Source organism: Bacillus sp. TH30, from assembly GCF_016650875.1.
GTDB classification, from domain to species: domain Bacteria; phylum Bacillota; class Bacilli; order Bacillales; family Bacillaceae_G; genus Bacillus_A; species Bacillus_A mycoides.
This window is the reverse complement of record NZ_JAEKEY010000002.1, coordinates 3,631,016-3,650,678: the sequence shown is the minus strand read 5'-3', so window position 1 is coordinate 3,650,678 and position 19,663 is coordinate 3,631,016. Positions and strand designations below refer to the sequence as shown.

The 19,663-nt window shown below is 36.6% G+C and carries 21 protein-coding genes; all 21 read right to left on the bottom strand.

The annotated features are described in order from the left end of the window. Window positions 1-279: 279 nt before the first annotated feature. The 21 genes from rpoD to dnaJ all read right to left on the bottom strand — a co-directional run bounded on the left by rpoD (window position 280) and on the right by dnaJ (window position 19,562). On the bottom strand, window positions 280-1,407 hold the full coding sequence (rpoD, locus tag JFU20_RS20970) for an RNA polymerase sigma factor RpoD (RefSeq protein WP_000764062.1): 1,128 nt from the start codon (window positions 1,405-1,407) through the stop codon (window positions 280-282). Window positions 1,408-1,466: 59 nt separating this feature from the next. Then, window positions 1,467-3,269: a DNA primase gene (gene dnaG / locus JFU20_RS20965; RefSeq protein WP_002015179.1), complete on the bottom strand. Its 1,803-nt coding sequence runs from the start codon at window positions 3,267-3,269 to the stop codon at window positions 1,467-1,469. A gap of 81 nt (window positions 3,270-3,350) precedes the next feature. Further along, window positions 3,351-3,494 carry a hypothetical protein gene (locus JFU20_RS20960; RefSeq protein ID WP_162836445.1) on the bottom strand — a complete coding sequence of 48 codons (144 nt, stop codon included), beginning with the start codon at window positions 3,492-3,494 and terminating at the stop codon, window positions 3,351-3,353. A gap of 664 nt (window positions 3,495-4,158) precedes the next feature. Beyond that, window positions 4,159-4,971, bottom strand: coding sequence for a pyruvate, water dikinase regulatory protein (locus tag JFU20_RS20955; protein ID WP_002015180.1), 813 nt, complete (start codon window positions 4,969-4,971; stop codon window positions 4,159-4,161). A 29-nt stretch (window positions 4,972-5,000) separates the two neighbouring features. Next, window positions 5,001-5,633: a transcriptional regulator CcpN gene (gene ccpN / locus JFU20_RS20950; RefSeq protein WP_002015181.1), complete on the bottom strand. Its 633-nt coding sequence runs from the start codon at window positions 5,631-5,633 to the stop codon at window positions 5,001-5,003. A 106-nt stretch (window positions 5,634-5,739) separates the two neighbouring features. Further along, window positions 5,740-6,486, bottom strand: coding sequence for a DNA repair protein RecO (gene recO / locus JFU20_RS20945; protein ID WP_201038870.1), 747 nt, complete (start codon window positions 6,484-6,486; stop codon window positions 5,740-5,742). 33 nt (window positions 6,487-6,519) lie between these two features. After that, window positions 6,520-6,663 carry a YqzL family protein gene (locus tag JFU20_RS20940; protein ID WP_000883924.1) on the bottom strand — a complete coding sequence of 48 codons (144 nt, stop codon included), beginning with the start codon at window positions 6,661-6,663 and terminating at the stop codon, window positions 6,520-6,522. 176 nt (window positions 6,664-6,839) lie between these two features. Continuing rightward, entirely contained in the window at window positions 6,840-7,745 is a 906-nt protein-coding gene (gene era / locus JFU20_RS20935; protein ID WP_002088672.1) for a GTPase Era, read from the bottom strand. After that, entirely contained in the window at window positions 7,738-8,136 is a 399-nt protein-coding gene (locus tag JFU20_RS20930) for a cytidine deaminase (protein ID WP_002015184.1), read from the bottom strand. Before JFU20_RS20930 ends, era begins: the two co-directional genes overlap by 8 nt. Window positions 8,137-8,235: 99 nt before the next feature. After that, window positions 8,236-8,589 (bottom strand): diacylglycerol kinase family protein, encoded by a 354-nt coding sequence (locus JFU20_RS20925; RefSeq protein ID WP_002143170.1) that lies wholly within the window; start codon window positions 8,587-8,589, stop codon window positions 8,236-8,238. Beyond that, window positions 8,586-9,056, bottom strand: coding sequence for an rRNA maturation RNase YbeY (gene ybeY, locus JFU20_RS20920; protein WP_002088675.1), 471 nt, complete (start codon window positions 9,054-9,056; stop codon window positions 8,586-8,588). The genes JFU20_RS20925 and ybeY overlap by 4 nt, the downstream gene beginning before the upstream one ends. Next, window positions 9,053-11,197 (bottom strand): HD family phosphohydrolase, encoded by a 2,145-nt coding sequence (locus JFU20_RS20915; protein ID WP_201038869.1) that lies wholly within the window; start codon window positions 11,195-11,197, stop codon window positions 9,053-9,055. Before JFU20_RS20915 ends, ybeY begins: the two co-directional genes overlap by 4 nt. A gap of 196 nt (window positions 11,198-11,393) precedes the next feature. After that, window positions 11,394-12,353 (bottom strand): PhoH family protein, encoded by a 960-nt coding sequence (locus JFU20_RS20910; protein WP_002015189.1) that lies wholly within the window; start codon window positions 12,351-12,353, stop codon window positions 11,394-11,396. A gap of 3 nt (window positions 12,354-12,356) precedes the next feature. Further along, a complete protein-coding gene (yqfD, locus tag JFU20_RS20905; protein WP_201038868.1) occupies window positions 12,357-13,556 on the bottom strand; it encodes a sporulation protein YqfD in 1,200 nt (399 codons plus the stop codon). A gap of 249 nt (window positions 13,557-13,805) precedes the next feature. After that, on the bottom strand, window positions 13,806-14,099 hold the full coding sequence (gene yqfC, locus JFU20_RS20900) for a sporulation protein YqfC (RefSeq protein ID WP_002067170.1): 294 nt from the start codon (window positions 14,097-14,099) through the stop codon (window positions 13,806-13,808). 107 nt (window positions 14,100-14,206) lie between these two features. Continuing rightward, on the bottom strand, window positions 14,207-14,650 hold the full coding sequence (locus tag JFU20_RS20895) for a GatB/YqeY domain-containing protein (RefSeq protein WP_000054578.1): 444 nt from the start codon (window positions 14,648-14,650) through the stop codon (window positions 14,207-14,209). A gap of 15 nt (window positions 14,651-14,665) precedes the next feature. Further along, window positions 14,666-14,839 (bottom strand): 30S ribosomal protein S21, encoded by a 174-nt coding sequence (gene rpsU / locus JFU20_RS20890; RefSeq protein ID WP_000048061.1) that lies wholly within the window; start codon window positions 14,837-14,839, stop codon window positions 14,666-14,668. Window positions 14,840-15,234: 395 nt separating this feature from the next. After that, window positions 15,235-16,587 (bottom strand): tRNA (N(6)-L-threonylcarbamoyladenosine(37)-C(2))-methylthiotransferase MtaB, encoded by a 1,353-nt coding sequence (mtaB, locus tag JFU20_RS20885; protein ID WP_002067163.1) that lies wholly within the window; start codon window positions 16,585-16,587, stop codon window positions 15,235-15,237. Between the two features lie 6 nt (window positions 16,588-16,593). Next, window positions 16,594-17,343, bottom strand: a complete 750-nt coding sequence (locus JFU20_RS20880) for a 16S rRNA (uracil(1498)-N(3))-methyltransferase (RefSeq protein ID WP_002015195.1) — start codon at window positions 17,341-17,343, stop codon at window positions 16,594-16,596. A gap of 145 nt (window positions 17,344-17,488) precedes the next feature. Beyond that, complete coding sequence (gene prmA / locus JFU20_RS20875) at window positions 17,489-18,427, bottom strand: 50S ribosomal protein L11 methyltransferase (RefSeq protein ID WP_002015196.1); 939 nt, start codon at window positions 18,425-18,427, stop codon at window positions 17,489-17,491. Between the two features lie 28 nt (window positions 18,428-18,455). Then, window positions 18,456-19,562 (bottom strand): chaperone protein DnaJ, encoded by a 1,107-nt coding sequence (gene dnaJ, locus JFU20_RS20870; RefSeq protein ID WP_002015197.1) that lies wholly within the window; start codon window positions 19,560-19,562, stop codon window positions 18,456-18,458. Window positions 19,563-19,663: the final 101 nt, after the last annotated feature.

Sequence of the window (19,663 nt, the reverse complement as noted above, 5' to 3'; positions counted from 1 at the left end):
TATTCCGTAAATTCATTTTATTGATTTTCACTATTATATCGCATATTATTTCGATAATTACTAACGTTTCTCATCATATTTTTTACTTTTCTACATATTATTTTGTATATAATAAACAAAATAAATCGAAAAATCGAAAAATGAGCATTTGCAAATCAAAAGACAATTCTGTAAAATAAATTACAAGAAATTGTAATCGTTGCCGATAGATAAATTTTAACAAAAATTAACAAAATAAAAAAGTTTACTTCACAAAAGTGAAGTAAACTTAAAGGTAGCCTATTCTAAGAAATCCTTAAGACGCTTACTACGGCTTGGATGTCTTAATTTGCGAAGTGCTTTCGCTTCAATTTGACGAATACGTTCTCTCGTTACGCCGAATACTTTCCCAACTTCTTCAAGCGTACGAGTTCGTCCATCATCTAAACCAAAACGAAGACGCAGAACATTTTCTTCACGATCTGTTAGTGTATCTAACACATCTTCTAATTGTTCTTTTAGCAATTCATACGCTGCATGGTCCGCAGGCGATGTTGCTTCTTGGTCTTCGATAAAGTCACCTAAATGGGAGTCGTCTTCTTCACCAATTGGTGTTTCAAGAGAAACTGGCTCCTGTGCAATCTTTAAGATTTCGCGTACTTTTTCTGGAGCAAGATCCATTTCTTCACCAATCTCTTCAGGAGATGGTTCGCGTCCTAAATCTTGTAATAATTGACGTTGTACACGGATTAACTTATTAATTGTTTCAACCATATGAACTGGAATACGAATTGTTCGCGCTTGGTCTGCAATCGCACGTGTAATAGCTTGGCGAATCCACCAAGTTGCATACGTACTAAATTTAAAACCTTTACGGTAGTCGAACTTTTCAACTGCCTTAATTAGACCCATATTTCCTTCTTGGATTAAGTCTAAGAAAAGCATACCACGGCCCACGTAGCGCTTTGCAATACTTACTACAAGACGTAAGTTTGCTTCTGCAAGACGGCGTTTTGCTTCTTCATCGCCTTCTTCAATACGTGTCGCAAGTCGAATTTCTTCTTCAGCAGATAGTAAGTCTACACGACCAATTTCTTTTAAGTACATACGAACAGGGTCATTGATTTTCACACCTGGCGGCACACTTAAATCATTAAGGTCAAATTCTTCTTCCGTTTTTGTAATTTGACGATTATTAGGACCTTCGTCGTTGTCATTGTCACCAACTAAGTCAATCCCTTGTTCACCTAAATATTCATAGTATTCATCCATTTGATCGGATTCAATTTCAAATCCATTCATGCGTTCTGCAATCTCTTCATATGTAAGAACGCCACGTTTTTTTCCGAGCTCAGTGAGTTGTTCTTTCACTTGCTCAAGGGTCATTTCAGTTTCAATTTGTTTAGAACGAGCTGGTTTATCAGCCATCTGTTCCCCTCCTTACGCGAGATACAAACATTCATTATACTAAAACTTTATCGAAAAAGCTATTTTCTTGCTTTTTGACTTTGTAAATATGCCACATAATATTTAGCAGCCTCTACAGGATCTGTTTTTTCCATTTGTTTTACTTTAAAGATAATTTCCATCTTTTCAAGTTTTTCTTTATGGCGTCTTAGCGCCTCCAAATGACCTTGTAACGCTTCTTCTGTGTACTCTGGATTAATAAATTCATCCGTCGAAATATCAGTAATAATATTTTTCAACTTTTCATCAGAGAGCCAACTTAAAAATGTTCCGACTGAAGGTTCATTTCCCTTTTCATAATATGCGTATAGTTCATATAAAATCCCTTTATGTTCTTCTGTATAAAAATCTTCTATATGAGGTTCCATACGCACTGTCACTTCTGCACTTTGCAACATATGGTAAATAATTTCTCTTTCTGCCCTTTCAAAACCTGTTAATTTCGGTTTCGTTTGAACAATTTGAGATGGCTTAGAAACCTGCTTTATTTGTTTTTGCTGTACCTTTTGTTCTTTGCGATATTGGTGCAATTGATTCAAAAGTGTTTCCATTGAATACGAAAATTCTTGCGATAATGATTTTAAATAGGATTCCGCCTGCATCGCATCCTGTAGCAATGATAACTCTTTTAAAACACTTTTTACATATTCTTCTTTGCCAGACTCATCTTGCAAATTTTTCCCTAAACGCAAATAATTTATTTTGAAACCAACAAAACTTATACTTGATTTCACAAGATTTTCAAAAGCGGTTGTCCCATATTGTTGCACATATTCATCAGGGTCAAGCTTATCTGGCAAGGATGTAACTTTCACTTGGCAACCAACTTGCAATAGTAATTGCCCTGCTTTCATCGTCGCTTCTCGCCCTGCTTTATCACCATCATAGCAAAGAACAACAGTTTCAACGTTACGTCGCAGAAGTTTCGCTTGTTCTTCAGTTAAAGCTGTTCCCATTGTCGCAACAGCTTCTTCCACACCACTTTTCACCGCGGCTAGTACATCGGCATAACCTTCAAAAAGGACAACCTGCCCACGTTTTCTAATAAACGGCCTTGCTTGGTGGAAATTATACAACAGCTTACTTTTGTAAAAAATCGGTGTTTCAGGACTATTCAAATATTTCGGAGTGTCATCTCCTAATGCCCTTCCACTAAACGCTATCACCTTACCTTGTAAAGTATAAATCGGAAACATAACTCTTCCGCGGAAGCGGTCATAATGACTGCCATCCTTCTCACTTCTTACAAGAAGGCCAGCCTGTTCCATACTAGATAGCGACAAACCTCTTTTTTGTAAAATTTTCGTTGCTGCATCCCAAGCTTGTGATGCATAACCAATTTCAAATTTCTCAATCATCTCTTTTGTAATACCACGTTTTAATAAATATGAAAGTGCTTCATTTCCTTCTTCTGTATTTACTAATAAATGATGATAATACTTTTTCAAAAGTTCATGAGCCTGTTGCATGATGACAGTGTCATCAGATATGTCTTCTTGTTGTTGTTGTCCTTGCCCTGATGTATATTCTGCAACTGCAATTCCATTTCTTTCGCCAAGCTTTTGAACAGCCTCTGTGAAAGCAAGTCCTTCCATTTTCATAAGAAAAGAAAATACATTTCCACCTTCTCCACATCCGAAACAATGAAAAATTTGCTTATCAGATGAAACAGAGAATGAAGGAGAATTCTCACCATGAAATGGACAAAGGCCGAAATAGTTACGCCCCTGCTTTCTAAGTTGAACATACTCACCAATCACTTCTACAATATCGGATGATGTCCGAATCTGTTCAACAACTTCTTCAGGAATTCTGTTCCCCATAACTCCATCTCCGTGTCGTATTTTGTATTCGATATAAATTAAAAGATTCCTTTATAATTCGACAATATTTTTCTAAATTTGTTAGAAAGTACTGTCGATCACATTGTGTAAACGATTTTGGACCTTTCGTATAAGTCCCCAGTCTGCGTAAATTCGCAGATACATACTACTATATAAAATTGTATACATTTGCTCATCTGTTACAAATGTATCTCCTGGAGACAATACATATACTCCTTTTTCACAAGAAGACTAGCAAGAAGCACTATAGCCTGTATGATCATGAGATCTGTAGCTTTTGCATGTTAATAAATATAACAATCAACTTCATCTTGCTCAGAATCTACATAGACCCAATTACCTTGCTGTTTTCTTGAACGATGAGCATAGGATACGACAAACAAAATTTCGACATAAAATTTTGTTCCAACTTGCACAATTGCATTCTTCACGGGATACGCATCTGCATCAAATAATATCTTATCTGATGTTTTGCATATTTCTGTATTCTACATCCCTTCTGTGAATCCTTCCATAATGTGCGTTTTCTTGTCTAGATTTTGTCGATTTAACGTAAATACATGTCTTTTTCGAAAATCCTATCCCTAGTTTATTCTGAAAAATTAAAGTCTAAACGTAAAATATAGGTTTTTATCACAATTTTTTATTATAATATATTTTCTTCAACTACGCTACATATCCCTTTAATTTTCATCTTACACTTAAAGATAACGAAATCGTTCCTTTAGCATAATTAAAAAACAGAAGAATATAAGTATAACCATTCCGCTATATTCTATTACTAAGCCGAAAGTTCATGCTCTACTTCGCATCTTCCTCTAACGCCTTCTCACGAGCGAAAAAAGCACATTCACCTTTGGTAAATGTGCTAAAACATTTTTTGGTTTTGCACTGCATTCACAATAATATTTGCTGTTTCTTCAATTGCCTTATTTGATACATCAATCACTTGACAATTTATTTTACTAATTACTTCCTCAAAATGATCAATTTCTTCTTGAATACGATTAATATTTGCATATGTTGCTCCATCACTTAATCCAAGTGATTTCAATCGTTCTTTTCGAATATGATTTAACTTATCTGGTATAATTTTCAAACCGAAACATTTCTCTTTTGCCACTTGATATAATTCCTCAGGCGGATCCACTTCCGGTACAAGTGGTACATTAGCAACTTTCAAACGTTTGTTATGCGCTAAATATTGTGAAAGTGGTGTTTTTGATGTACGTGAAATTCCAATCAACACGATATCAGCTTTTAAAATACCACGTGCATCTCTACCATCATCATACTTAACTGCAAATTCAATCGCTTCAATTTTTTTAAAGTACTCTTCATCTAATCTTCGAACGACACCTGGCTCATACCTTGGTACTTGCCCTGTAATTTCTTCAATTTGATCGATAAGAGGTCCGATAATATCGTATGCCTCTACTCCTTCTTTTGCCGCTTCTGTCAATAAATATTGACGCATATCAGGCTTTACTAACGTAAAACAAATAAGCGCTTGATTGCTCTTGGCAATCGAGATTACTTCTTTTAATGTCCCTGTATCTTCTACATACGGTACACGCCTAATATCAGGAGCGAATGGGAACTGTCCCATTGCCGCTCTAACAACCAAATCAGCCGTTTCTCCTACAGAGTCAGATACGACATATACGATTTTATTATCCATTACATTACCTCACTTTAAACAAATTACACTTATTCGTTATTTACTAAATTTACAAACGCACGTGTAATATTTGTTTTTGTAATTCGTCCAATCACTTCTAAACCTTGTTTCGTATCCTTCACAACCGGCATCGCATCAATCTGTCTTTCTATTAATTCCATCGCAATATCATATAAAGAATCCTCCCTGCGACACATCGCAATGTTTGGCATCCTTGTCATGATAATATTAACCGGAAGAGAGGTTAAATCCTGCTTTCCTAAGCTAGCTCGTAATAAATCTTTACGAGATACAACGCCAACTAATAAAGTAGCTTGATCTACAACAAATAATGTACCAACGTCCTCTAGAAACATAGTACAGATTGCATCGTATACTGATACATTTTTATCAATTACAGCCGGTCTAGATTGATAATCTTGCACTTTAATTTTCTTAACAGCTTCAGATAATAGCTGTCCCCCGGTTTTACCCGTATAAAAATAACCTACACGTGGACGCGCTTCTAAATAACCAGCCATCGTTAAAATTGCTAAGTCTGGTCTTAGCGTTGCACGTGTTAAACCCAATTGCCCAGCAATTGACTCCCCTGTAATAGGACCGTGATCTTTTACAATCTGAATGATATGCTCTTGCCGTTTATTCAGCTCTATGATAATCACCACCTTTAATGCACAACGAAAAAAGTTATACTATCTCTTAAATATTATATACTAAATATGCTATTCGAAAAAGAAAGTATGTAAAAAGGACCGTATACGGCCCTTTTTATATTTGAAACTTATCAAGTTGTTCCAAGAAACGCCTTGTTTTCAAATAAATCCCACAATATTCGTCATAATATGTATTCAATACTGTGCGCATTTGTTTTTTTGTACTACCCTTCACCGATACATTACCGAGCCGGTGTAAATCAAAGTGAAAAAAGAGACGTAATAATTTATGAACAGCCTCTCCCACCGGAATGCGATACGGATCTTGCTCCGCATGACGCGAGCACAGAAAACCGCCTTCCCGGACAGAGAAGGCGACAAAATCTGTTTCTTGATGACAAATAGCACATGTATCAAAGTACGGGCGCATCCCTAATACCGGAAGCATTTTCGTTTGATAAATTAATGATAATACTTCTGGATCAACACCCTCACACATATAATGCAACGTTTGATATAACATTTCAAATAAATATGGATTATGCTTCTTATCTTCTGTTGCTTTATCGGTTAATTCAATAATAAATGATGCATAAGCAGTTAAAAATATATCCTCGCGAATTTCTTTCATAGATGAAATAATCTCGCCTTGTTGCAAAGTTCCAAGTCCAGATCCCATTTGAATAAGAAAATGACCATGTGTCATAAGTTGCGAAATAGCTGCTAACCGACTCTTCGGCTTTTTCGCCCCTCTTGCCATTGCACTTACCTTACCAAATTCCCGTGAGTATATTGTAACAATCTTATTTGTTTCTCCGTAATCTGTCGTACGGATAACAATGCCCTCAACTTTTTGAAACATGTTCGTCACCATCCAAGGTTTGAACAAAACGGGTCAAGAAATTGGAGAGTCTAGATGCGCTAACTCCTCTTCATGTTGATCCATCTCATCGTTTACGTCTTTTTCCATTTCTTTCAAAAGCAAATACGTTTCAATGCTTCCTGTTTTGGAGAAAAACTTCCAGGTAAAATCTAGCATAAGAATCCACCTTTCTCAATAAGCGTAGCCTATAAACCAATTTCTTTTGTTGTTATTAAGTTGACCCATTTTGTTCATTTTCATGTGAGAAAAATTTTTCCTAATTTATCAAGGTTCATAAAAACCAATAATCAGCGGATGAACAAAACATCCACTGATCACAACTTTACTTCATATTAATACTCGTCTTCACGGAAACCAAGGTCACGAAGCTGTGACATCTTATTACGCCAATCTTTTTGCACTTTCACCCATACTTCTAAAAATACTTTAGAACCAAGAAGTGCTTCAATGTCAAAACGAGCTCTCTTACCGACTTCTTTTAACATCTTCCCTTGCTTACCTATAATAATTCCTTTTTGTGATGCACGTTCAACAACAATCGTTGCGTTTATATAAACCGCTCCGCCCTCACGCTTTTGAATTGCATCAATAACAACCGCTACAGAATGTGGTACTTCTTCACGTGTTAAATGTAATACTTTTTCACGAATAAGCTCTGAAATAATAAATCGCTCTGGATGATCCGTTACTTGATTATCCGGGTAATATTGCGGTCCTTCTGGTAAATACTTTTTAATTGCTCCGATTAACGCTTCAACGTTATTACCGTCCAATGCAGAAATTGGCACAATCTCCGCGAACTCATATAATTTACGATATTGATCAATCAACTCCAGCAATTGCTCTGGATGAAGTTGGTCAATTTTATTAATTACCAAAAATACCGGTTGTTTCGTTTCTTGTAATTTCTCAATAATAAATTCCTCACCACGACCATATCCTTCAGTTGCATTGACCATAAACAAAACAATATCAACTTCTTTTAATGTCGTTTGAGCCATCTTCACCATGAAATCGCCTAGTTTATGTTTAGGTTTATGTATTCCTGGTGTATCAATGAAAACTACTTGTGAATCATTTTCTGTATATACACCTTGAATTTTATTACGAGTTGTTTGTGGCTTATCGCTCATAATAGCAATTTTTTGGCCAATAATACGATTTAAAAATGTAGATTTCCCAACATTCGGTCTGCCAATAATAGAGACAAAACCTGATTTATAACCTTTTCTATTCATGTAAATCCTCCGCTAAAAATGCTCCTGGTAACAATTCTCCGACTGTTGTCTCTTGAACATCACCATGTAAGTTTGATAGGTATACTTTCGTATCCTGTTTACATAATTCTATCATAACTTGTCGACATGCTCCACAAGGAGGTACTGGACGCTTTGTATCCGCTACGACTGCAATAGCTACAAACTCGTTATCCCCTTCAGAAATTGCCTTAAATAACGCTGTTCGTTCTGCACAGTTACATAAACCATATGATGCATTTTCAACATTACATCCACGATATATTTTTCCATCCTGAGTTAGTAAAGCTGCACCTACTTGAAATTTAGAATATGGTACGTACGCTCGTTTACGCGCTTCGGTTGCTTCTTGAATTAATTGTTTGCTATTCATATTCCCGCATCCTTTCCGTTCATAGATGTGAATAGATACACTCTTTCATTAAAGGCCTTCACGGCGCTCCCAAAGCTTAATAAAAGCTTCGGAATGCAACTATACCATATACGGTAAAAAGATAATAGCACCAATTACAGCAGCTATAATTGCAAATAATAAAACTGCCCCTGCTGCAACATCCTTTGCAATTTTTGCAACCGGATGAATATCGACGGTTGCTAAGTCTACTGTTTTTTCAATAGCCGTATTCACCATCTCTAAACTCATTACAATCCCTATCACAATAAGTACAACAATCCATTCCATTGTTGTAATATGGAAATAAAAGCCGCAGCATATAACGATGACTGCGGCTAAATAATGAATTTTCATATTTCGTTCATGACGAAGACAAAAGTATATACCAGCTATAGCATATCCAAAACTATCTAAAAGTTTTCCTGTTTTCATCGTCCTAATCCAAAGGCCTCTAAAATTTCTTTTTGTCTTCCAAACATTTCTTTCTCATCTTCTTCTGTCATATGATCATAACCAAGCAAATGCAAAAAGCCATGTAGTGCTAAAAACCCAAGTTCTCGATCAAAAGAATGTCCATATTCTTCAGCTTGTTCTTTTGCTCTTGGAATAGAAATAATAAGATCTCCTAACATACGCGGCATCTCTGCACCGACAATTTCCATTTCGCCTTCTCCCATTTCTTCCATAGCAAAAGAAATAACGTCCGTAGGCTGATCCTTATCTCGGTAATCACGGTTTATTTCACGAATACGTTCATTATCTACAAATGTAACCGATAATTCTGCGCCTTCTTCTATGTTCTCCATTTGGGCTGCTTTCTCTACTAAACCTCGAATCAAACTTATATATTCGTCTTTCACTTCTTCTGTTTCATCAATAAAATCAATTAATAAACTCATTCTTTCTCCTTTTCTTCCGGCGGTTCCGGATATGTAATACGGGAATGGAAAATACCATTTAACGTTTCACATAACGTTTTTCCAACGATTTGTAGTTCCTTAAATGTCAAATCACATTCACTAAATTGACCATCTTGCAGGCGATCTTTAATAATATTTTGCACTAAATTATTAATCTGATCTGGTGTTGGATGGTTCATCGAACGTACCGCCGCTTCCACACTATCAGCAATACCAACGATCGCCGACTCTTTAGAAGTTGCTTTTGATCCTGGATAGCGGAACATTTCCTCCGTATATTTCTCTTTATCTTCTTTAATCGCATTATAATAAAAATATTTAAGTAACGTTGTACCATGATGCTGTCCAGCAATATCGATAATTTCTTGAGGTATATGGTGTTCTTCTAACATTCTCACCCCATCGGTTACATGAGCAATTATAATATCTTTGCTCGTTACAGGGTCTAATCTATCATGCGGGTTTTCAATACCCATTTGGTTTTCAATAAAAAACTGTGGTTGTACCGTTTTCCCTACATCATGATAATACGCCCCTACACGCGCTAATACTCCATTTGCTCCAACTGCTTCACAAGCAGCTTCTGAGAGATTAGCTACCATTACACTATGGTGATATGTACCTGGTGCTTCTAATAAAATCTTACGCAAAAGCGGGTGATTCGGACTTGAAAGTTCCATCAATTTCATACTCGATACAATCCCAAGACCACTTTCTAAATACGGTAAAATCCCCATAGCTAGAACAGAAGAGATAATACCCGAAATAGCAGCCATTAATAATTGCACCCCAATTTCAAGAGGCGAAAAATTCCCGTTACGTAATAATAGCAAAGCCGCTAATACGACTACATTCAATACAGAAACGAGTATACCAGCTTGTAAAATCATCGTACGACGATTTTTTTCTCTCAAGAAAATACTAACTGATAATGAACTTAATAAAACATAAATCCCCACACTATAATTCAGTGTACTCGTTACACCTTCATTAAACATAATACTTCCGCATACAGAAAAGATCATACTCGTTAAAAATACAAATCGATCACCAATCATTAATTTTACAAGTATTGTTCCCATTGCAACTGGAACAACATACGCGATTCCTGCATACTCAAGCTTTTGAAACAAACTAATGATTTTCATTAAAACAATCGTGATAGACAAAATTGTAATATACGCTAAGACATACGGCCTATCTTCTCTTTTCCGCTGTAAAAACACTTCAAACTGCTTATGCATAAAGTACAATAGCACACCAATGAGTACCGCTAACCCAACATAGGGTTGAAAACTGTTCCCTTTTTCTAACAGGCCAACTAATTTCAACTGATTGTACATATCACTTGAAATCGTTTCACCTTCTCTAACAAGGACTTGCCCTTGAAGAATATAAACAGGTGGAACTAAATCTTCTTCCGCTTTTCTCTTCTCTTTTGTTAAGGTCGGATCATAAAAATAGTTTGCAGAAATCGCATATTTCCCTAACGCCTTAATAGATTCCTTTAAACCATTATCAACATTAACACTATTCATCTCACTTACATATCGTTCCTTCGCATCCTTCAATTCATCCATTTTAACATGCTCAGTCATGATACTATTAATAGCTGTAACTGTTGCATCTTTCGCTAATACTAATTGGTTCGAATCTGCATTAATTAAGTTTAGTAAGTTTGAATCAGATAATTCTTTCGTTAAATCAGTAGGCAATTTTTTTTTCAACTTGTCCACTTTTTCAGCATCAGTAATCTTTTTTTGCTCATCCGGTCCAACCGCTTTAATCTCTTGTATCACTTCATCTACTTTAGCAAAGACGTCATTCACAATATCCACTTTATTTTGTTTATACTCACTTTTATATGTATATTGATCTTCAACTTTTGTAGCGGCTTCTTTTTTCTTTTTGTCCGTTGTAACTTTATCTTCAATTTTAATAGGAGAATGGATTGTTTTTTTCGCAATAGAATATGTTGTAACATCTAATTGCTCTGGTTTTACATTATTCATAAGTGCAAAAAACAGCACTGCCCCTAATAAAACGTAAGAAATCCAACTTAGTTTTTTCGAATGTTGTAAATTACGAAACCACTTAGAAATTTCTTGAGATCTTGACATGATTTCAATACCTTCTCCTCTCCAGAAATAAAGTGAAACTATTTATAGCTTTCATTTCTTCTAGGTAACGATACTTTTTGGACAACATTTTTATCCACTATCACCTATAGTTTATTTCCCTCGTCTTTAATGATAGTAAAAAATATGTCATTCGCCAACCTTATCATACAAAAAGAAATGATCCTGACAAATAGGATCATTCCATTTTATCATATGCCTCAATAATACGTTGCACTAATGGGTGTCTCACAACGTCCGTTTGTTCCAATGTTATGAACGAAAGACCTGATACACCAGATAAAATATTAGCAGCAATAGAAAGACCTGACTTTACCCCTTTTGGCAAGTCTACCTGTGAGGGATCCCCCGTAATAACCATTTTAGAACTAAAACCTAATCGTGTTAAAAACATTTTTATTTGAACACCAGTTGTATTTTGCGCCTCATCTAATATAACAAATGAATCATCCAGAGTACGCCCTCTCATATAAGCAAGAGGTGCAATTTCAATTACACCACGTTCCATCATACGTTGTGTATATTCTTGTCCAAGAATATCATGTAACGCATCATATAGTGGACGTAAATACGGATCTACTTTTTCTTTCAAATCACCTGGCAAAAACCCTAAGCTCTCTCCAGCTTCTACAGCAGGTCTTGTTAAAATAATTTTCTTTACATACCCTTGCTTTAAAGCTCTCACAGCCATTACTACGGCTAAGTATGTTTTTCCTGTCCCAGCAGGTCCTATCCCAAATACAATATCATTCTTTTTCATTGCATGAATATATCGTCTTTGCCCCATCGTTTTCACACGAATGGATTTACCTTTTGCCGTTTTAAAAATTTCCTCTTCATATAATTCTTCGAATTGAGCAATTTTCCCTTGTTGCCCAAGCTGAATCGCATACGCAACATCTCTTTCCGAAATTGATACACCTTTACGGATAACAACAAGTAACTGTTGTAAGATTTTTTCTACGAGCACCACAGTTTCATCTGCCCCAGATACACGAACAGATTCTCCTCTAGTCACAATCGATACACTAAGTTCTCGTTCAATTACTTTTAAATGAGCATCATTTACCCCAAAAAGAGCAATTGCTTCGTTGGGATTTTCCAATTGTTGGTTCATTTCTACTAATTGTTCTGCCATTACTCAGTCTCCTTGAATATCGGATTCAGATATTGGTTGTGGCTCTGCAATATTTTCAATCACTGTATAATGTAATGTGACCTTTAGGTGATCCGCCTCAACCTCTTTACTCAAAATGTTATCACTTACAATCATAGCATGTTCATCCAATTTTTTCTTCAGTTCTTTTTCTGCCATTTCTTTCGCTACTTTCATTGCTTGTTTTTCGGTATATTCTCGGTTCGCTTCTTCCTCTTCTCGTACAATATCTTTCTCGTATGCAATTGGTAATGTAAATCCAAATAATTTCACATCATGTTTTACACTTTCAGTACGAGAGCGCTTATACTTATCCTGTAGAAATCCCCATATTTTTATTTTAGTACTCCCAAATTTAAGGAAATGTTCATTGTATGAATTACCAGTATACACTTGAAATTGTGTCTTTAACGGAACATCCACCTCAGATTTATACCACGTTTCTCCATATACAATCCCTTTAGCCGAAACAACTGTCGGATTCTCCTCATTACCATACATCCCGGATACGAGAAGTTGCCCCTTTTCCACATGGTCATTTTTCATGACAACCGGCTTCCCAACTTCCACAAATGTTTTTGTAATAATCCCTTCTTTTTTTGCTACTAAGTTTTGTGGCTGTTGTTCACTTTCTTTTTTCGGCTCATTTTTTTCAACAATCTTAAAATGATATGTTGTCCCTCTTATTTCTAATCCCGCCCAAGTAATCGCATTAATATTGTCTGTCAAATGACGTTGAACATCTTCTACACTCGGCATTTGGAATTGTAATTTACCTTTTTTTATACCCATTTTGTCCAATTCTTTCATCAATATATATTCTGTTTCAGGTTTTGCTCCTGTAATTTCAATTTTCCACACCATATTTGACAATGCGATCATTCCGAAAAAAAATATTAAAAACCCAATTAAAAATCCACTATTTTTAATTACACGCTTATTCCAAAAAGGAAAACCGTAACGTCCAATAAAATATAATTTACATTCATTTTTTCTATAAATTGGTTTTATCTTTTTCACATCTCGTAATAACATACAAAAAACTAACGTTTCATCAGCTATCTTCTTTACATCCCAAACGAGTACTTTCTTCCGCACACACTCGTTAACAAAGCGTTCCGCTCCTCTACCTTCAATTCGCACCTTTACATACCCAAGCCATTTTATAAACCATTTATTTTTCATCGACTATCTCCACTACCTTTCTAAAAGTAGATACACTACTTTTCAATTCGATTATCAAACTAGCTCGTACTAAAATTTTAATTAGCAGATTCCTTGATCCTCACTAATTATTAACCTTCACGAGCCAATTTTTTACGTGGAACTCAATTCCCACCTATCCTCTTTGTACGAACCGAATATTGAGGCCAGAACGTTACCGCCTGTTAATACAAGGTAACGAAGAAAAACTTCACAAACGGAAGTTTCTCCTCACTCCTCTTTCTTTTCATTTTCTAAAAACGTCACTTGTTCAATAATCCCTTCAAGCAACAGTTCTTCTGGAAGGATTGTTTTAATAACAAAGGATTGACCTTTAATTAATAATTGACCATGTTTCAATAGCAATCTTACCTCTTTATCTGAAAACACTAATAATCCTCGATGATTTTCTATATAGATATGTACTTGCCCAACAAGCGTGATCCGAGGTAGATCCATTAACACATCCACTGGCAGGTCTATTTGCTTCGTTAACCAATTCTTCATTTGTTCTATTTTTTTCATCTCAAAAGACCCCCTCTCATCCCATATGTATGAAAAAAGAGCTTGTAATATCACGTCCAAACTGAAAAAAGCATAAAAAAACGTCTCATACGAAATGAGACGCTTTTTTATGCTAATAGCTGGATAACCAGCTTATTCACAAGTGATCCGTCTGTTTTACCTTTTACTTTCGGCATAACAGCAGTCATCACTTTACCCATATCTGCTTTAGATGTAGCACCAACTTCAGAAATAACTTGCTTAATTATATCCGCTAGTTCTTCTTCTGTTAATTGCTCCGGCAAATATGCGCTTAAAATCTGAATTTCACTTTGCAGTTTATCAACAAGGTCTTCACGACCAGCTTTTTTAAATTCAAGGAGGGAGTCCTTATACTGTTTTACTTCACGAGCTAAAACTGTTAATTCCTCTTCTTCAGTAAGAGTATGTTGCAGTTTAATACCTTCATTTTGTAAAGCAGCCTTAACCATACGAATAACGGTTAATTTTTCTTTTTGTTTATTCTTCATCGCTTGTTTCATATCATCGTTTAAACGACCGAGAAGACTCATAACTTACACCCTCTCTTAGAACTTACGCTTTCTTGCCGCTTCAGATTTCTTCTTACGTTTTACACTTGGCTTTTCATAAAACTCGCGCTTTCTTGCTTCAGCAAGTGTACCAGTTTTAGAAACCGATCTTTTAAAACGGCGAAGTGCATCCTCCAAAGACTCGTTTTTACGAACGACTGTTTTTGACATTCTCTTTCCCTCCCTCCGAAACATCACACTTACATACTAATTTCAGCATGCAAAAAGAAACCCTTCTTCAGCATGTCTTTTACGATTATAATACATTTTATCACTTCAGGTCAACTATTTGGCAGAATAAAAGAAGAATAGATGCCCTTACCCGTTCAAAAGCTATGTAGATAGCTATTATCCTTTTCCCCTGAAGACAACTATATTTTTTATCATTACACCTTTTTTAATACAAGAAAGCATGCAAATCGTTTCCGTTTGCATGCTTTTTTATCCCGCTATTTGCCAGGACAGTAAGACCCCCACCTCAAAATTCAGCGAAAGCAAAGAACTTAGGCGGGGGTCAGGCTGATAATCAGCGGGGATGAACACCCCCCACTGATTAAAGTTTCATTTTATGCGCTTGCTGATTCTTTTTTTACATCATCTTCAAGAACACGAACAAACTGCGCTTCGTTATATGGATAACCAGCTTTTGTAATTTTCACTTTTACTAGCTTACCAATCAATTCTTCAGATCCTTCAAACACAATTTTTAAGTAGTTATCTGTATAACCTACATATAAACCTTCACGGTCACCATCTTTAAATGTCTCTTCCGGAATGATTTCAAGTACTTCACCTTCAAATTTAGAAGCATACTCTTTCGCTAATTGATTTGATAGCTCAATTAGACGGTGAACACGATCGTTCTTCACGTCTTCAGGAACTTGATCTTCCATACGTGCTGCTGGAGTACCTGTACGTTTCGAATAAGGGAAAACGTGTAATTCAGAGAAACGATTCTCTTTAATGAAATTGTACGTTTCCATGAATTCCTCTTCTGTTTCGCCTGGGAATCCAACAATTACGTCTGATGTAATCGCAAGACCTGGTAACGCTTCTTTCAAACGATCTAAACGCTCTTGGAAAAATTCCATCGTATACTTACGGCGCATACGTTTCAATACAGTATTAGATCCTGACTGTAATGGAATATGCAAGTGACGTACAACTACTTCTGATTTATCTAACACTTCAATTACTTCATCAGAAATTTGACTCGCCTCAATAGAAGAAATACGAAGGCGTTTCAATCCGCCTACTTCCGCTTCCATATCGCGCAGTAATCCAGCTAAGTTATACTCTTTTATATCTTCACCGTATCCACCTGTATGAATACCTGTTAATACGATTTCTTTATAGCCCGCATCTACTAATTGCTGCGCTTGTTTAATAACTTCTTTTCCATCACGAGAACGCATTAAACCACGCGCCCAAGGAATGATGCAAAATGTACAGAAGTTATTACAACCTTCTTGTATTTTTAAAGATGCACGTGTACGGTCCGTGAAATATGGTACATCGAGCTCTTCATATACACGTGTTTTCATAATATTGCGGACAGCATTAATCGGTTGACGCTCTTTACGGAATTCTTCGATGTATCCTAACATCTTCTCACGATCTTGCGTACCAACAACAATATCTACACCTGGAATCGCCATAATTTCCGCTGGAGATGTTTGTGCATAACATCCAGTTACACAAATTACCGCATCTGGATTTTGACGTACAGCACGTCTAATTACTTGACGGCTTTTTTTATCTCCAGTATTCGTTACTGTACATGTGTTAATAACGTATACATCCGATTTTTTTTCATATTCAGTTCTTTCATAACCACCTTGTTTAAACAATTGCCAAATCGCTTCTGTTTCATAGTGGTTTACTTTACAACCTAACGTGTGGAACGCAACAGTTGCCATTGATTATCACCCCATCAATTCAAAATGATAAGAAGCGGCACTTAACGCATAAAGCGGAGCCGTTTCTGTTCTTAAAATTCTTGGTCCTAAACTACATGGTACAAATTTATGTTCACGAAGTGCGGTTATCTCTTCCTCCGCTAAACCGCCTTCTGGTCCAAATACAATCAGCAGCTTTTGGCCTGGTTTAATCGTCGCTAAAGCTTTCGCAAAATTAGATTTCTCACCTTGTTTCGCTTCTTCTTCATACGCAACAAGGCAAACATCATACTCGCTACTCATCGACAGCAGTTGTTTAAATGATGAAGGAACGTGTACTTCTGGAATTTCACTTCTATGCGATTGTTCCGCAGCTTCTTTTACAATTTTTTTCAAACGCTCAACTTTTTTATCTGCTTTTTTCGCATCCCACTTTACAATAGATCGAGATGCTTGAAATGGTAAAAATGCAGCTGCCCCAAGCTCAGTTCCTTTTTGAAAAATTAACTCTAGCTTGTCTCCTTTCGGCAGTCCACTTGCAATCGTCACGAACACAGGAAGTTCGCTTGACGCCTCTACCCATTCTACAATAGTGGTATCCACAAATTCACTGGTAATTTCAGCAATTGAACACTCTGCTGTTTTACCATTTACACAGCAATAAATGTGGTCACCAGCTGACATACGCATCACTCTTGCGATGTGATGGACATCATCACCCATTATGCGAATACTTGTCTCATTTACATATTTCTCTTCTACAAAATAACGTTGCATATAATCACCTTAGTAGAGTTTCGTTCCTTTCGTAAGTCAACACTTACGAAAAGAACGAAACGTTATCATTTTCATATAACAAACGGCAAGTCCCTCACCTTATACGGTGAGAGACTCCCCTGTTCTTTATAGACTAAAATCTATATTACGCATTTCGTGCAATAATTGCTACCCAATCTTCCATTCGAAGTACTTCTTCAATTGAAAATCCAGCTGTTTCTAACGCTTTAGAAATTATTTTTTCTTTCGCCCCAATAATACCAGATGTAATAAATAATCCACCTGGCTTCACAACTCTCGCTGCATCTTCAGGGAATAGAAGAATAATTTCCGCTAGTAAATTTGCTACGATTAAATCAACCGGACCTTCAATACCTTCTAATAGACTATTCTGTCCAACATTGACAATGTCATCTGTTTTATTTAAGCGCACATTCATTTCTGCACTTTCAACTGCAACTGGGTCTAAATCATACGCTTGAACAGAAGCCGCACCTAATTTTGCCGCAGCAATACTAAGTACCCCCGAACCTGTCCCCACATCAATCACAGTATCACCTGGCTGAACCGTTTTTTCTAACGCACGAATACACATCGTCGTTGTTGGATGTGTCCCTGTACCAAACGCCATACCTGGATCTAATTCAATAATTTTTTCATCTGGAGAAGACGGTGTATACTCTTCCCACGTCGGCACAATTGTGAATGTATCAGAAATTTGAACTGGATGATAATACTTCTTCCAAGCAGTAGCCCAATCTTCCTCATCGACTTCATTAATTGTAATAGTTCCTTTACCAATTTCGATGTCGAAAGATGGTAGTGCATCAATAGATGATTTTACACCTGCAACCGTTTCGTGTAAAGAATCCGTTTGTGGGAAATATGCTTTTACCAAAACACCCTCACTTGGATATTCATCTGGGTTAAGTGCATAAATCTCACCGTATTGTTGCTTGCGCTCTTTCGTCAACTCCGCTGGGTCCTCAATCGCAACCCCGCTAGCGCCTGCTTCATGCAAAATATGAGAGACAGCTTCTACTGCTTCTTCTGTTGTATGAATACTAATTTCTGACCATTTCACAATTTACCAACTCCATTTTTCATTTCCATTATTCCCCTTTAAAAGCACGTTTAAGCTTTCTGAATAAGCTATCATCCTGCTCTTCTTGCCCTGCAAATTCACGCAATAAATCTTTTTGATGTGAAGTTAATTTCGTCGGCACAACAACACGAACGACTACATATTGATCTCCTTGACCATATCCACGTACGTTCGGAGCACCTTTTCCTTTTAAGCGGAATTCTGTTCCTGTTTGTGTTCCTGCTGGAATTTTCAGCTTCACTTTGCCATGAACGGTAGGAACTTCTACTTCCGCACCAAGTGCCATTTGCGCAAATGTTATTGGCATTTCGCAAATAATGTGATCCCCTTCGCGTTCAAAGAATTCATGATTTCTCACATGAACAACAACATATAAGTCACCTGCCGGTCCGCCATTTACGCCTGCTTCACCTTTTCCAGATACACGAATTTGTTGACCATTATCGATACCCGCTGGAATTTTAACATTGATTTTTTTACGTTTACGAACTTTACCAGAACCATGGCATGTCGTACATTTCTCTTTAATCATTTGACCTGTTCCTGAACAATGTCCACAAGCTTGACGGTTTACAATACGCCCAAATGGTGTATTTTGTTCTACACTTACTTGCCCTGATCCTGAACAATGTTTACATGTTTCTTTTGAAGTCCCTGGTTTCGCTCCACTACCCTTACAAGTATCACATGGATCCTCCACTGGAATCTCAACGTTTAATTCTTTACCAAAAATAGCTTCTTCAAACTCTAAAGTAACTTGATATTGTAAATCAGCACCTTGACGTGGAGCATTTGGATCACGACGTCTTCCGCCACCGCCGCCAAAGAATGAACTAAAGATATCTTCGAAACCGAAGCCACCGCCGAAGTCTCCTCCGCCACCGAAACCTTGATTCGGACCAGCGTGACCAAATTGATCATACTGCGCGCGTTTTTGATCGTCACTTAATACTTCGTATGCTTCTTGTACTTCTTTAAACTTTTCAATTGCATTTTCTTCTTTACTTACGTCTGGATGATATTTTTTAGCCAAACGACGATACGCTTTTTTAATTTCATCTTTTGAAGCGCCCTGGCTAAGTCCAAGGACCTCATAATAGTCTCGTTTATTCATAAATTTACAACCCCCGAATCTTTCACATAAACGTAATTTTAACACCGAAAGAAAGTGCTTTGCAACAAAGTTTCCTCACTTACAGTATGCAAAATAAAAAA

What these genes read in the sequence shown, in the direction of transcription:
- rpoD (WP_000764062.1), bottom strand. Translation starts at nt 1,407, where the DNA reads ATGGCTGATAAACCAGCTCGTTCTAAACAAATTGAAACTGAAATGACC.
- dnaG (WP_002015179.1), bottom strand. Translation starts at nt 3,269, where the DNA reads ATGGGGAACAGAATTCCTGAAGAAGTTGTTGAACAGATTCGGACATCA.
- JFU20_RS20955 (WP_002015180.1), bottom strand. Translation starts at nt 4,971, where the DNA reads ATGGATAATAAAATCGTATATGTCGTATCTGACTCTGTAGGAGAAACG.
- recO (WP_201038870.1), bottom strand. Translation starts at nt 6,486, where the DNA reads ATGTTTCAAAAAGTTGAGGGCATTGTTATCCGTACGACAGATTACGGA.
- JFU20_RS20940 (WP_000883924.1), bottom strand. Translation starts at nt 6,663, where the DNA reads ATGCTAGATTTTACCTGGAAGTTTTTCTCCAAAACAGGAAGCATTGAA.
- era (WP_002088672.1), bottom strand. Translation starts at nt 7,745, where the DNA reads ATGAATAGAAAAGGTTATAAATCAGGTTTTGTCTCTATTATTGGCAGA.
- JFU20_RS20930 (WP_002015184.1), bottom strand. Translation starts at nt 8,136, where the DNA reads ATGAATAGCAAACAATTAATTCAAGAAGCAACCGAAGCGCGTAAACGA.
- JFU20_RS20925 (WP_002143170.1), bottom strand. Translation starts at nt 8,589, where the DNA reads ATGAAAACAGGAAAACTTTTAGATAGTTTTGGATATGCTATAGCTGGT.
- ybeY (WP_002088675.1), bottom strand. Translation starts at nt 9,056, where the DNA reads ATGAGTTTATTAATTGATTTTATTGATGAAACAGAAGAAGTGAAAGAC.
- JFU20_RS20915 (WP_201038869.1), bottom strand. Translation starts at nt 11,197, where the DNA reads ATGTCAAGATCTCAAGAAATTTCTAAGTGGTTTCGTAATTTACAACAT.
- JFU20_RS20910 (WP_002015189.1), bottom strand. Translation starts at nt 12,353, where the DNA reads ATGGCAGAACAATTAGTAGAAATGAACCAACAATTGGAAAATCCCAAC.
- yqfD (WP_201038868.1), bottom strand. Translation starts at nt 13,556, where the DNA reads ATGAAAAATAAATGGTTTATAAAATGGCTTGGGTATGTAAAGGTGCGA.
- yqfC (WP_002067170.1), bottom strand. Translation starts at nt 14,099, where the DNA reads ATGAAAAAAATAGAACAAATGAAGAATTGGTTAACGAAGCAAATAGAC.
- JFU20_RS20895 (WP_000054578.1), bottom strand. Translation starts at nt 14,650, where the DNA reads ATGAGTCTTCTCGGTCGTTTAAACGATGATATGAAACAAGCGATGAAG.
- rpsU (WP_000048061.1), bottom strand. Translation starts at nt 14,839, where the DNA reads ATGTCAAAAACAGTCGTTCGTAAAAACGAGTCTTTGGAGGATGCACTT.
- mtaB (WP_002067163.1), bottom strand. Translation starts at nt 16,587, where the DNA reads ATGGCAACTGTTGCGTTCCACACGTTAGGTTGTAAAGTAAACCACTAT.
- JFU20_RS20880 (WP_002015195.1), bottom strand. Translation starts at nt 17,343, where the DNA reads ATGCAACGTTATTTTGTAGAAGAGAAATATGTAAATGAGACAAGTATT.
- dnaJ (WP_002015197.1), bottom strand. Translation starts at nt 19,562, where the DNA reads ATGAATAAACGAGACTATTATGAGGTCCTTGGACTTAGCCAGGGCGCT.